Consider the following 12,926-nt stretch of genomic DNA (forward strand, 5'->3'; position numbering starts at 1 on the left):
CTGTGACAGCGGGCCGCCCTGGACGTCTCACCTGCGACGCAGCAGGATGTCCTTCACCTCGCGCAGCGCGGCGTCGACCTCGGCCTCGAAATAGCCGTTCGGCACCAGGCCGAACTGCAGCATGTCGAGATCGTTCTCGTTCACCGGCATCGGGCCGCGCCCGGTCATCGCCTGCAGGATGCCCTCGAACAGCCGATCCACCTGCGACGGGTCGTAACCGCTGCCGAACCGGCGCGGCTGGAACGTCCGCCGTAGCTGGTCGACCCGGTAGAGCTCGCCACCCGGCTCGCCCAGCGGCGGGCCGAGCTGCGGCTGCTGCGGGCCGCCGTAACCGCCGCCACCGCCGTAGGGCGGGCCGCTCATCGGCGCGCCCGGCATCGGCGAACCCGGCATCCCCACCGGCGAACCCGGCATCGGGGCGCCCGGCATCTGGCCGTAGCCGCCGCGCATGTCCCGCTCCGGCATCCGGATCTCGGCGGTCATGTCGGTCTTGCCGTGCCGGCCCGGCTCGAAGCCGTCGAAGCCGCCCTGGTCATAACCACCCTGGTCGTACCCGCCCTGGTCGTAACCGGGGGGCGTGCCGGGACGCTGCGGCGGCTGCTGCTGGCCGTAACCGGTGGGCTCGTCGTACCGCCCGTACTGATCCGGGCCGGGCAGCTGCTGCTGGGGCTGGCGCTGCGGCATCTGCGGCGGCATCGTGATCCGCTCGGTCGGCGGCGAGGCCGTCCGGGCCGCCGGGTTCATCTGCGGGCCGCCGGGCGGCTGCATCGGCTGGCCGGGAAAGCCCTGCGGCGGCTGTCCCGGGAAGCCCTGAGGCTGGCCGGGGAAACCCTGCTGCTGGCCGGGGTAGCCCTGCGGCTGCGGAGGCTGGCCGCCCATGCCGCCCGGACCGTTCGGGCCGGGACCGCGGTCGAAGCCGCCCCGGTCGAAGCCCTGGCCCGGGCCGCCGGGGCCGGGGCCCATCCCGGGCGGGCTCATCGCGGCCTGGCCCATTCCGGCCGGGCCCATCCCGGACTGGCTCATCCCGGGCGGGCTCATCGCGGGCGGCCCGGAGATGGAGCCGGTGGTCAGGCCGCTGCGCATCGAGTCACGCATGGGGTCCGGCGCCGGGCGGCCGCCCCGCTCCTCGAACTCGGCGAGCTGCCGCTCGACCCGGTCCAGGTGCAGGTCGACCTGCCACTCGTCATATCCGCCGAACCGCACCCGGAAGACGACGTCGTGCACTTCCTGCGCGCCGACCGGCGGACCGACCTGCTCCCCGGCCAGGGTCGCCTCGACCCGGTCCAGGAAGGCGTCGACCTCGTCGACCTTGTAACCACGCCGCAGCGCACGCCTTCGGAAACGCTGCCCCTGACTCGTCACAACGTCTCCCACTCCGCTCGCTGGGACCTGCGCCCAGTCACTGTGCCACCTCCGCGTCGGCTGCGGCGCCCCCTGCGCTCGCGTCCGTCAGCTCACCCGCGGCCAGCTGGCCGCACGCGCCGTCGATCTCCCGCCCCCGGGTGTCGCGTACCGTCGTCGAGACGCCGGCCTCCTGCAACCGGCGGACGAACTCGCGCTCGACCGGTTTCGGGCTCGCATCCCACTTGCTGCCCGGCGTCGGGTTCAGCGGGATGAGATTCACATGGGCCAGCTTGCCTTTCAGAAGACGGCCGAGCAGGTCGGCACGCCAGGGCTGATCGTTTACGTCCCTGATCAGGGCGTATTCGATGGAAACCCGACGGCCGGTCTGTGCCGCGTAGTCAAACGCGGCGTCGAGCACCTCGGCCACCTTCCAACGCTGGTTGACGGGCACCAGCTCATCGCGCAGATCATCATCGGGGGCGTGAAGTGACAGCGCAAGAGTCACCGAGAGCTGTTCGGCGATCAACCGGCGCATAGCGGGCACCAAACCCACCGTGGACACCGTGATGTGCCGTTGTGAGAGGCCGAGGCCCTCCGGCGCCGGTGTGGTCAGGCGGCGCACCGCCTCGATCACCCGCGGATAGTTGGCCAGCGGCTCGCCCATCCCCATGAAGACCACCCGGGACAGGCGCGGCGGCGAACCGGTGACGGCGCCGGACGCGGCCACCCCCGCCAGATAGACCACCTGGTCCACGATCTCCGCCACCGACAGGTTGCGGGTCAGGCCCTGCTGGCCGGTCGCGCAGAACGGGCACGCCATGCCGCACCCGGCCTGGCTGGAGACACATGCGGTCACCCGATCGGGATAACCCATCAGCACGCTCTCCACGAGCGCCCCGTCGTGCAGCTTCCACAGGGTCTTGCGGGTCGCGCCGTCGTCGCACGCCTGCTCCCGGATCGGGGTCAGCAGGGTGGGCAGCAGGTCGGCGGTGAGCCGGTCCCGCGAGCCGGCCGGCAGGTCGGTCATCGCGGCGGCGTCGCGGACCAGACGGCCGAAGTAGTGGGTGGAGAGCTGCTTGGCGCGGAAGGCGGGCTCGCCGAGGCTCGTCACCGCGCTCTGGCGGCCGGCGAGATCCAGGTCGGCGAGATGGCGCGGCGGCATGCTGGGACGGCGGCGGGTCTTAACCGCGTCAGGCTGGTCGGGGCTGATCGGGATGACCGGAAGAATCGTCATGGCCTCTCCAGTCTCCCACGTCCGCCGAGTCGCTCGCCCACAGCTAGCTCGGGGTGATGATCGAGAAGAGCAGGTACGCGGTGGGGACGGCGAACAGGATCGAGTCCAGCCGGTCCATCAGGCCCCCGTGACCCGGCAGCAGGTTGCTCATGTCCTTGACCCCGACGTCCCGCTTGAGCATCGACTCGGCCAGGTCGCCGAGGACCGCCACCACCGAGATCACCGCGCCGAACAGCAGGCCCCAGTAGACCGGCACGTCCACCGTGAAGAACAGCAGCGCGCCGCTGCCGATCGCGGCCGCCGTCACCGAGCCGGCGAAACCCTCCCAGGACTTCTTCGGGCTGATCTTCGGGGCCATCGGGGTCTTGCCGAGGAAGACGCCGGCCGCGTACCCGCCGGTGTCCGACAGCACCACGGCGACCAGGGTGCCGATCACCAGCAGGTTGCCGTGCTCCATCTGCACCAGCATGGCGGCGAAGCTGAGCAGGAACGGGCCGTAGACGGCGATCAGCACGCTCGGCGTGAAGTCGCGGCGCACCGCGGCGACCCCGTCGGCGAGACGCCACAGGGCGGCGGCGCCGATCGTCACCACCAGGCCGAGGAACAGGGCGTCGGCGCCCTCATACCACGCCAGGCCGGTCATCAGGGCGGTGCCGCCGATCAGCGGGATCAGCGGCGGCCGGGCGCCGGTGGTGGACAGCGCACGCGCCATCTCCCAGGCGCCCACGCCGGAGGCGAGGACCAGGACGGGCAGCAGGGCGACCGGCTCGATCAGCAGGGCGGCCAGGACGACCAGGCCGAGGCTGAGGCCGACCGCGATGGCGGCCGGGAGGTTACGGCCGGCGCGGCCACCGCCCTGCGGCTTGCGGTCCTTCCCGGCACGGCGGCGGCCCTTGCCACCGCTCCTGGGGTTCTCCTCCGGTTGCGGGTTACCGGGCTCGGTCATCGATTCCGTTCCGGGGTACGCGGGCGGCGCCGCCGCTGGATGCAAAGACAATGCCGACCCCTACCTCATGCTCACTGAAACCGTGCAGAGCGTACTGCAAAGGTGACGTTTGAACAGAGGTCGCCCGTACATCGGCGGCGGCCGAACAGCGGAGAAGCCCGGCACATTCCGGTGGGATGCGCCGGGCCTCCTGCGATGTCTAGACCTCGAGCAGTTCGGCTTCCTTGTGCTTGAGGAGCTCGTCGACGCTCGCGACGTAGCGGTGCGTCACGTCGTCGAGCTCCTTCTCCGCGCGCCGGCCCTCGTCCTCGCCGGTCTCGCCGTCCTTGACCAGCTTGTCGATCTGGTCCTTGGCCTTGCGGCGGACGTTGCGGATGGCGACCCGGCTGTCCTCGGCCTTGCCGCGGGCCACCTTGATCATCTCCCGGCGGCGTTCCTCGGTCATCTGCGGGAGGTGGATGCGCAGTTGCGTACCCTCGTTGTTGGGGTTGACCCCCAGGTCCGAGTCACGGATCGCCCGCTCGATCGGGCCCAGCTGGGACGCGTCGTAGGGCTTGACGATGACCATGCGCGGCTCCGGGATGCCGACGGAGGCCATCTGCGTCACCGGGGTCGGCGCGCCGTAGTAGTCGACCAGGATCTTGGAGAACATCGCGGGAGTAGCCCGGCCGGTACGGATGGCGGCGAACTCCTCCTTGGCGTGCTCGACCGCGCTCTCCATCTTCTCCTCGGCCTCGAAGAGGGTTTCCTCGATCACCGGCTCTTCTCGCCTCCTTGCTGTCTTCGGTGGTGCGGGATGCTTCAGGATTCGAAAACTCAGGCGGTGATGAGGGTGCCGATCCGATCGCCCGCGCACGCGCGCACGATCGTGTCCTCGCCCTCCGCGCCGAAGACCAGCATCGGCAGTTTGTTCTCCTGGCACAGGCTGAAGGCGGCCTGGTCGGCCACCCGCAGACCACGCTGCAGGACCTCCTGGAAGGTGATGGCCTCGAGCTTGCGCGCGGTCGGGTCGATCCGCGGGTCGGCGGTGTAGACCCCGTCCACGCCGTTCTTGCTCATCAGCACCATGTCGGCGTGGATCTCCAGCGCGCGCTGGGCGGTCACCGTGTCGGTGGAGAAGTACGGCATGCCGGCGCCGGCGCCGAAGATCACGACCCGCCCCTTCTCCAGGTGACGGATGGCACGCAGGGGCAGGTACGGCTCGGCGACCTGGGCCATCGTGATCGCGGTCTGCACCCGCGTCTCGATGCCCTCCTTCTCCAGGAAGTCCTGGAGCGCCAGGCAGTTCATCACCGTGCCGAGCATGCCCATGTAGTCGGCGCGGTTCCGGTCCATGCCGCGCTTCTGCAGCTCGGCGCCGCGGAAGAAGTTGCCGCCACCGACCACCACGGCGACCTGGATGCCCCGGCGCGTGACCGTGGCGATCTGCTTGGCCAGCGAGTGCACGATGTCGGGCTCGACTCCGACGTCGCCGCCGCCGAACACCTCGCCGGACAGTTTCAGCACGACCCGCCGCGGCCGCATGGTCGGCGGAGTCTGATCGTCATCCGTGGCGGACTGGTCGGTCACCATCGTCATGAGACCCGCCTTCCCTTCGCTATCTGCAGGAGACCTTATGCGACCGGGAGGCCGGACGCTCAATCGCGTACCCGACCTCCCGAGCCCTTGCTTTGTGGTGCCTTACTCCTGGCCGACCTCGAACCGAACGAATCGAGTGATCTCGATACCGGCCTCGGCGGTGACCTGCTTGACCGTCTTCTTGTTGTCGACGACCGAAGCCTGCTCGAGCAGGACGAAGTCCTTGAAGAAGGAGTTCACCCGGCCCTCGATGATCTTGGGCAGCGCCTGCTCCGGCTTGCCCTCCTCGCGAGCGGTCTGCTCGGCGACGCGGCGCTCGGTCTCGACGACCTCGGCCGGAACCTCCTCACGGGTGAGGAACTTCGGGCGCATCGCGGCGATCTGCATGCCGACGCCACGGGCGTCCGCGTCCGCGGCCTCGTCGTCCTTGCCCGCGTACTCGACCAGGACGCCGACCTGCGGCGGCAGGTCCTGCGCCTTGCGGTGCAGGTAGACCGCGACGGTGCCCTCGACGACCGTGAAGCGGTTCAGGACGATCTTCTCGCCGATCTTGGCGGCGTAGTCCTGGATCAGGTCGGCGACGGTCTTGCCGTCCTCGATCGTCGCGGCCAGCAGAGCGGCGGCGTCGGCGATCTTGTTCTGCTCGCCGAACTCGACCAGACGCTGACCCAGGGCGACGAAGTCCGGGGTCTTCGCGACGAAGTCGGTCTCGCAGTTGAGCTCGAGCAGCGCCTTGCCGGAGTGGCTGACGATGCCGTTCGCGGCGGTCCGGCCGGCCCGCTTGCCGACGTCCTTGGCGCCCTTGACGCGCAGGAACTCGACGGCCTTGTCGAAGTCGCCCTCGGACTCCTCCAGCGCCTTCTTGCAGTCCATCATGCCGGCACCGGTGAGTTCGCGGAGCTTCTTCACGTCCGCGGCGGTGTAGTTAGCCATGACTCTTCTCTCGATGTCAGTCGGGATTTCGGTCGCCGCCGCCCGTGAGCGGCGGCGACCGGAAGCAATCGGGACTTACTCGGCGGGGACGGCAGCCGCGACCGGGGCGGGCTCGTCGGCCTTGGCCTCGGCGGCGGCGGGCTCGGCGGCCGGCTCGTCGGCCTTCTTCTCGGCGCCCTCGTAGAGGTCGCGCTCCCACTCGGGCAGCGGCTCGCCGGCGGCGACGGTGCCCGCCTCGGGCTTCTCCTCGGCGCCACCACGGCCACGGCCGGACCGCTTGATGAGACCGTCGGCCACGGCAGCCGCGATGACCTTGGTCAGCAGCTCGGCGGACCGGATCGCGTCGTCGTTGCCCGGGATCGGGAAGTCGACCTCGTCCGGGTCACAGTTGGTGTCCAGCACCGCGATGACCGGGATGCCCAGCTTGCGGGCCTCGTCGACCGCGATGTGCTCCTTCTTGGTGTCCACGACCCAGATCGCCGACGGCGTCTTGGTCATGTCACGGAGGCCACCGAGGGTCTTGGTGAGCTTGGTCTTCTCGCGGAAGAGCTGGAGGGTCTCCTTCTTGGTGTAACCCGCGGCGGTGCCGGTCAGGTCACCCAGAGCCTCGAGCTCCTTCATGCGCTGCAGGCGCTTGTACACCGTCTGGAAGTTGGTCAGCATGCCGCCGAGCCAGCGGTGGTTGACGTAGGGCTGGCCGACCCGGGTCGCCTGCTCGGCGATGGCCTCCTGCGCCTGCTTCTTGGTGCCGACGAAGAGGATGTGGCCACCCTCGGCGACGGTGTCACGGACGTACGCGTAGGCCTTCTCGATGTAGTCGAGGGTCTGGCGCAGGTCGATGATGTAGATGCCGTTGCGCTCGGTGAAGATGAAGCGCTTCATCTTCGGGTTCCAGCGCCGGGTCTGGTGCCCGAAGTGGACACCGCTTTCCAGCAGCTGACGCATGGTCACGACGGCCATGGTGTTACTCCCTGATCTACCCTGGTTGTCACGCTCACCGGCGATGAGCGTCCTGGCGCCCGGTCAGCGGCCGCGGTCGGGCCCGAAGATCATCGGGACCAGGGAGGGCCGCCGCCGGCGGTGGCCGCTGAGATCAGCGTCCGGAACCGTCGGAGGGCACGCGAGGTCGACCGCACGGGCGGTCGCCGTCGACAAGCATACGCCAAGCCGCCGGCCGGCCCGGTCCGCCCTGGCGGCTAGCACATCCCGGCCGAGACCGGAAGATCCTCCACACCAGCGGGCAGTCCACAGGGCGTCGCACACCGTGACGAACAGCGTGTGAAAGTGCCCCGCCATGACGACTCAGCGACGAGCGGTCGGCGCCTACGGAGAGCGACTGGCGGCCCGGTACCTCGAGGAACACGGCCTGGTCCTGCTCCAGCGCAACTGGCGCTGCGCGGACGGAGAGATCGATCTCATCCTGCGTGACGGGGACGACGTGGTCTTCTGCGAGGTGAAGACCCGGCGCACGGCGGCCTTCGGGCCGCCGGCGGCCGCCGTCGATCACCGCAAGGTGCGCCGCTTGCGGCAGCTGGCCTCCCGCTGGCTGACCGAGTCGGGGGTACGGGTCCCGCGCGTCCGTTTCGACGTCGTGGAGGTGCTCCCGCAACCACGTGGCCGAGCCCACGTGTCGCACATCCGGGACGCGTTCTGATGAGTTACGCCCGCGTGCTCTGCGCCGGCCTGCTCGGCGTCGCCGGACACCTCGTCGAGGTGGAGGCCGACCTCTCCAACGGCCTGCCCACCCTGGTCCTCACCGGGCTCCCGGACACCGCGCTGAACGAGGCCCGCGACCGGGTGCGGGCCGCCGTGGTCAACTCCGGGCACGACTGGCCGAACCGCCGGATCACCGTCAACCTGCTCCCCGCCGCGCTGCCCAAACACGGCAGCGGCTTCGACCTCGCGGTCGCCGCGGCGATCCTCACCGGCGCCGGCGCGCTGCCGCCGGACCGCCTCGACGGGGTGGCGCTGCTCGGCGAACTCGGCCTGGACGGGACGGTCCGCCCGGTCCGCGGCGTGCTGCCGATGGTCGCCGCGGCGGCCCGGGCCGGAATCAGCCGGGTCATCGTGCCGCTGGCCAACGCGCCGGAGGCCACCGTCGTGCCCGGGGTGACAGTACGCGCGGTGGACACCCTGCACCGGCTCGCCGGATTCATGCAGGGGACCGGGACTCTGCTGGAGCCGCCCGCCGTACCCCCGGCAACGGAACCGCCCGGCCCGGACCTGGCCGACCTCGCCGGGCAGGAGACCGGGCGGTACGCCCTGGAGATCGCCGCCGCCGGCGGTCACCACCTGGCCCTCCTCGGCCCGCCCGGCGCCGGCAAGACCATGCTCGCCGAACGGCTCCCGTCCATCCTCCCGGAACTCGACGACGACGCCGCGCTCGAGGTCACCGCCCTGCAGTCGATCGCCGGGGTGCTGCCGCCGGACGGGCGCCTGGTGCGGCGGCCCCCGTTCCAGGCGCCGCACCACAGCTCCAGCCTCGCCTCGCTGATCGGCGGCGGGTCACCGATCCGGCCGGGCGCGCTCTCCCTGGCCCACCACGGGGTGCTCCTTCTCGACGAGGTCCCGGAGATGAGCCGGGCCACCCTGCAGGGGTTGCGGCAGCCGCTGGAGAGCGGCCGGGTCGTGCTGTCCCGCGCGAACGGGACCACCGAATACCCGGCCCGGGCGCAGCTGGTCGTGGCGGCGAACCCGTGCCCGTGCGCGTCCCCGGCGGGCGATCAGGCCTGCCACTGCAGCCCACTGGCCCGGCGGCGGTATCTCGGGCGGCTCTCCGGTCCGCTGCTCGACCGGATCGACATGAAGGTCAACCTGCTTCCGGTACGGGCGGCGCATCTGATGGTCGCCTCCGCGCCGGCCGTGGCCGAACCGTCGTCGGCGGTCGCCGCCCGGGTCGCGCGGGCCCGGTCCGCCGCCACCGCTCGATGGGCCGGGAGCGGATGGCGGGTCAACGCCGACGTGCCCGGGGCGCGGCTGCGGCAGGCGCCGTGGCAGCTGCCGCCACGGGACACCGGGATCCTGCACGACGCCCTGGACAGCGGGACCCTCTCGGCCCGCGGCTACGACAGGTGCCTGCGCCTGGCCTGGACCGTCGCGGACCTGGACGGCAGGGATCGCCCGGACGGCGGGGACGTCTGCCAGGCCTACCAGCTCCGGATGGGAGAGGCCGATGTCCACGGCCGGCGCTGACTGCCTGCTCGGCCGGCCGTTCCGGCCCCGGCCGCTCCCCTGCCGCGCGGTCCGGCCCACGGGCCGCCGGGCCCGCTGCGGCATCGGCCTGCGCCGCCTTCTCGGCGCGGTCCTCTCCCGCGGCCCACCCCGTACCCGACTCGCCCTCGACTTTCCTCGCCTCCCTCGCTTCCCCGCCCCTCGCCTTTCCCTTCTCGCCCTCCCCAACACGTCGCCCCCTCCCCTCGCCCCTCGTATCGCTTTCGGACATCTCCCCGACACCACGGAATGGATCTTGGAATGAGCCCTTTGTCGGAATTCAATCGCCATGCGGACAAATCACCCGGGCGCTCGCGACCTCCCGGCATAGCGGGCGCCGGACGGGCCGGGCCCGGCTTCGGCAGGCGCGCTCACTGTTCGCCCGGGCGCACCCACGGTGGTGGCGCGTGAGCGGGGACCGGGAGCCCGGCGGGCTCGAGGACCGCCTGGCGCGGGCCGCGCTGACCTGGCTCGCCGAGCCCGGCAACCGGACCGTGTGGACCCTGGTCGAGCAGGACGGGGCGCCCGCCACCCTGGATCGCCTGCTCAGCGGCGACATCCCGGACAGCCGGCTGCGATCGGCCGTGTCGGCGCGGACCTCCACCGGCGATCCGCGCCGGGTGGCCGAGATCGCGATGCGGCGGGCGGAGCGGCTCGACGCCCGGCTGGTGGTGCCCGCCGACGCCGAATGGCCGCTGCGGGTGAGCGATCTGGCCACGCTCGAACTCGACACCGGCGGGCGGATCAACACGGACATCCGTCCGCCGCTGTGCTTCTGGGTACGCGGCGCCTGGCCCCTCGGCGAGACACTGACCCGGTCCATCGCGATCGTCGGGGCCCGGGCCGCCACGCACTACGGGGACCACGTCACGACCGACATGGCGTACACGGTCGCCCGGGAAGGCTGGACAGTGATGTCCGGTGGCGCGTTCGGCATCGACGCCGCGGCGCATCGCGCGACCATCGCCGCCGGTGGCCGTACCGTCGCGGCGCTCGCCTGTGGGGTCGACCGCCCGTACCCGGTCGGCAATTCCGCCATGTTCGACCGGATCATCGAAACCGGTCTGCTGGTCAGCGAGTGGCCGATCGGCGCCGAACCGCTGCGGCACCGTTTCCTGATCCGCAACCGGGTCATCGCCGCGGCGACCGCGGGCACGGTCGTGGTCGAGGCGGCCGCCCGCAGCGGCGCGACCCAGACGATGAGCCGGGTGCTGGCCCTGGGCCGGCCGGCGATGGTGGTGCCGGGGGCGGTCACGTCGGCGATGTCGGTCGGCTGCCACGAGATCCTGCGCGGCAATCCGTACGCGCGCGTGGTCACCAACCCCGCCGAGGTGCTCGAGGAGGTCGGCCGGATCGGCGAATACCTGGCGGAACCGCCACGCGGGCCGCGGCGCCGCCACGACGACCTGGACGAGGAGAGCGCGCTCGTGCTGGAGGCGCTTCCCGCGAACGGCTCGTCCACCCCGGAACGGATCGCCGCGGAGGCCCGGCTGTCGCCGCGCACGGTGCTACGACGGCTCGCCCTGCTGGAGACCGCGGGCTTGGTGGTACGTACCGGGGACGGCATCTCACTGGCCCCGTTGACGGCCGCGGACAGTCGCGACCGGGGCTGATCCGGCAGCCGATCACCGTCCTGCGGGCATGGTGAGGACCGGCCTGTCAGGTACGGCGGCCGCCGAAGCGGTCACCGGCTCACCGGCCGGTCCTCAGGCCACCGCACGTGGCCTGCCGAGTCAGTCCTCTGACTCGTCCAGGTCGCGGCGGTGGACCTTCATCCACGCCTCGACGTCCTCAGTCAGCCATACCTTGCCCTGGGCCAGGTCTGCGACCGGCTTCGGAAAATCGGCACGGCTCGTGATCTGGTACGCCCGCTGGCGACTGACTCCACCGAGACGGATTCGGATCTCGTGCGCGCCCATGAGGCGGATCGGCTTCACTCCCACATGATCGACCGTAGGCGCGGGACTATTAGTCTTTTATCAAGTTGATAGGAGACAGGTAGTCTCTTGTCAATTAAGGTGGCTCTATGCCTAGAAGTCGCCCGACTACCGGGCCCGTGCCGTTCCACCCCCGCCATCGCCGCGATTGGCGCACCCTGTGGCGCCGCTGCATCTGCGGCCTTCCCGCACCCTGCATCGACCGTGTCCCGCCCTCACCGCCACCGCCCTATCCACCCCGCGCCACCCCCATCCCCGAGGGCCCTGAGCTGGGAAGACGTGGCCTCTACCGATCCCGTCACGCCCGCCCCGAGGCCGGCGCCGGCCACCGTCCCACCACGGAGATCCCCGCCCGCACGTCGCACACGGACTCCAACATCGGCCGCGCCGGCCGCCTGACCCCGGCCCAGGAGCACCGGGCGAGCCAGAATCCCCGATCCCACCCCCGACACCATCCCCGCAGTCACTGATGCGCCGCCTGCCAGCCACTCACTTCCGGGGGAATCCGTTTGTCCACAACATCGCTACCCGAACACCTGAGTGACCGCCCGGACTGGTCGTGCCGGGCCTGCGGCCACCCCTGGCCGTGCCCCGAGGCGCGGGCCGGTCTCCTCAGTGAGTACCGCGCCTTTCCCTCCCTGCTGCGGATCTACCTCTCCACCCAGATGTACGAAGCCCTGGAGGATCTGACCGCCCACGGCGTCCCACCTCCACTGAACCTGTATGAACGCTTCCTGTCCTGGACTCACCCCACCTGACCGGCACCACACCCCGATCCACCCCACCCACGAGCCGCCGGGTCCCGCGCCCACACCCCGCCCAGGACCGGCACCGTGCCACGGCACTCCCCGGACCGGCGGATCCCGCTCCACTCCCTGGTTCAGCAGATTCCGCGCCACTTCCTGGCCGGCTCACCGGACCGGCGACTCCCCCGCCGCTCCCACGTGCTCAGACAGCCAGAACGATCGGTATCCCCTGGCAATCGGAATCGGCCGTCCCGGCCCCCGCCGTCGCATGCCTCTCCTACGGGAACCGCGGCCCAAGGCTCCCCGTCGGCCCATCAGGCCATCGGCTGGATACGCCCGTCAGTAAGGTGTCCGCCCCGCCAGCGCCGACCCGATGAGCCCAGCCACAAAGACGAGTCCGTCCGGTCCACGCTGGATCCTGGGCGGCTGGTTCTCATGGCTGCCTCCCGCCCGGCGAGACAGCCATGAAAACCAGCCGAGACCTTCCGGCTGGCCGTCAGTGCTGTCTCCACCGGTCCGAGACAGCCCTCACGACCAGCCGAAAGGGTTCCGCTACCGCCCAGCCGACCGCTGGCCGGACACGCTCACGACGACGGCTGCCGCTCCCGCCGGCTGATTGGATTCCCCTCAGGGGCGCAAGGGCTTGCCCGAGGACAGACGAACTTGCCGGGCACAGGCAGGGCCGCCCGGAACAGACGAGCCTGCCCGGGACACACGGGGAAGCTCAGCAACGCGCGGGCCTGCCCCGGAGACAAAGAGGAGACGCGAGCCTGCCTGGGGACAGACGAGCCTGCTCCAGGACGGGCGAGCCTGCTCCAGGGCGGTGGATCTTGTGCGGCTGCTCATCACGGCTGTCTCAGCAGCCCGGAGACAGCCGTGGTGAGCAGCCGGAGAACCTCAGCTGGTCACGTCCGCTGGCGTGGTGTAAGAGGCGGCCAGCGCTGATCCGTGTGTGTTGATCTTATGCGGCGATTGCGGTCGTTTCGACGATTTCGGTG

At 71.0% G+C, this 12,926-nt stretch carries 12 protein-coding genes; 4 read left to right on the plus strand and 8 right to left on the minus strand.

All coding sequences use genetic code 11. The annotated features are described in order from the left end of the window. Positions 1 to 27: 27 nt before the first annotated feature. The 7 genes from ACZ3II_RS15985 to rpsB all read right to left on the minus strand — a co-directional run bounded on the left by ACZ3II_RS15985 (position 28) and on the right by rpsB (position 6,995). A complete protein-coding gene (locus ACZ3II_RS15985; protein ID WP_465518387.1) occupies positions 28 to 1,362 on the minus strand; it encodes a DivIVA domain-containing protein in 1,335 nt (444 codons plus the stop codon). A gap of 37 nt (positions 1,363 to 1,399) precedes the next feature. Further along, positions 1,400 to 2,578: a dual-specificity RNA methyltransferase RlmN gene (rlmN, locus tag ACZ3II_RS15990; protein ID WP_465518388.1), complete on the minus strand. Its 1,179-nt coding sequence runs from the start codon at positions 2,576 to 2,578 to the stop codon at positions 1,400 to 1,402. A 43-nt stretch (positions 2,579 to 2,621) separates the two neighbouring features. Continuing rightward, the gene (locus ACZ3II_RS15995) at positions 2,622 to 3,524 is read right to left on the minus strand and encodes a phosphatidate cytidylyltransferase (protein ID WP_465518389.1); all 903 of its coding nucleotides are present in this window, start codon (positions 3,522 to 3,524) and stop codon (positions 2,622 to 2,624) included. A 199-nt stretch (positions 3,525 to 3,723) separates the two neighbouring features. Continuing rightward, complete coding sequence (frr, locus tag ACZ3II_RS16000; protein ID WP_465518390.1) at positions 3,724 to 4,281, minus strand: ribosome recycling factor; 558 nt, start codon at positions 4,279 to 4,281, stop codon at positions 3,724 to 3,726. Positions 4,282 to 4,340: 59 nt separating this feature from the next. Beyond that, positions 4,341 to 5,048 carry a UMP kinase gene (pyrH, locus tag ACZ3II_RS16005; RefSeq protein WP_465518416.1) on the minus strand — a complete coding sequence of 236 codons (708 nt, stop codon included), beginning with the start codon at positions 5,046 to 5,048 and terminating at the stop codon, positions 4,341 to 4,343. 156 nt (positions 5,049 to 5,204) lie between these two features. Then, on the minus strand, positions 5,205 to 6,035 hold the full coding sequence (gene tsf, locus ACZ3II_RS16010; RefSeq protein WP_465518391.1) for a translation elongation factor Ts: 831 nt from the start codon (positions 6,033 to 6,035) through the stop codon (positions 5,205 to 5,207). Between the two features lie 75 nt (positions 6,036 to 6,110). After that, the gene (gene rpsB / locus ACZ3II_RS16015) at positions 6,111 to 6,995 is read right to left on the minus strand and encodes a 30S ribosomal protein S2 (RefSeq protein WP_465518392.1); all 885 of its coding nucleotides are present in this window, start codon (positions 6,993 to 6,995) and stop codon (positions 6,111 to 6,113) included. Between the two features lie 334 nt (positions 6,996 to 7,329). Here rpsB and ACZ3II_RS16020 point away from each other — a divergent pair, with 334 nt between their 5' ends. The 3 genes from ACZ3II_RS16020 (at position 7,330) to ACZ3II_RS16030 (ending at position 10,858) form a co-directional block, all read left to right on the plus strand. After that, entirely contained in the window at positions 7,330 to 7,689 is a 360-nt protein-coding gene (locus ACZ3II_RS16020; RefSeq protein WP_465518393.1) for a YraN family protein, read from the plus strand. Continuing rightward, positions 7,689 to 9,227 carry a YifB family Mg chelatase-like AAA ATPase gene (locus ACZ3II_RS16025; RefSeq protein ID WP_465518394.1) on the plus strand — a complete coding sequence of 513 codons (1,539 nt, stop codon included), beginning with the start codon at positions 7,689 to 7,691 and terminating at the stop codon, positions 9,225 to 9,227. Before ACZ3II_RS16020 ends, ACZ3II_RS16025 begins: the two co-directional genes overlap by 1 nt. 425 nt (positions 9,228 to 9,652) lie before the next feature. Continuing rightward, positions 9,653 to 10,858, plus strand: coding sequence for a DNA-processing protein DprA (locus tag ACZ3II_RS16030; RefSeq protein WP_465518395.1), 1,206 nt, complete (start codon positions 9,653 to 9,655; stop codon positions 10,856 to 10,858). Between the two features lie 120 nt (positions 10,859 to 10,978). Here ACZ3II_RS16030 and ACZ3II_RS16035 read toward each other — a convergent pair whose 3' ends face one another. Further along, complete coding sequence (locus ACZ3II_RS16035) at positions 10,979 to 11,164, minus strand: AlpA family phage regulatory protein (protein WP_052164533.1); 186 nt, start codon at positions 11,162 to 11,164, stop codon at positions 10,979 to 10,981. Between the two features lie 527 nt (positions 11,165 to 11,691). Between ACZ3II_RS16035 and ACZ3II_RS16040 the strand changes: the two genes are divergently transcribed. Then, positions 11,692 to 11,940: a hypothetical protein gene (locus ACZ3II_RS16040; protein WP_465518396.1), complete on the plus strand. Its 249-nt coding sequence runs from the start codon at positions 11,692 to 11,694 to the stop codon at positions 11,938 to 11,940. Positions 11,941 to 12,926 lie beyond the last annotated feature (986 nt).

The sequence above is a fragment of the Actinoplanes sp. NPDC019969 genome (assembly GCF_055562375.1).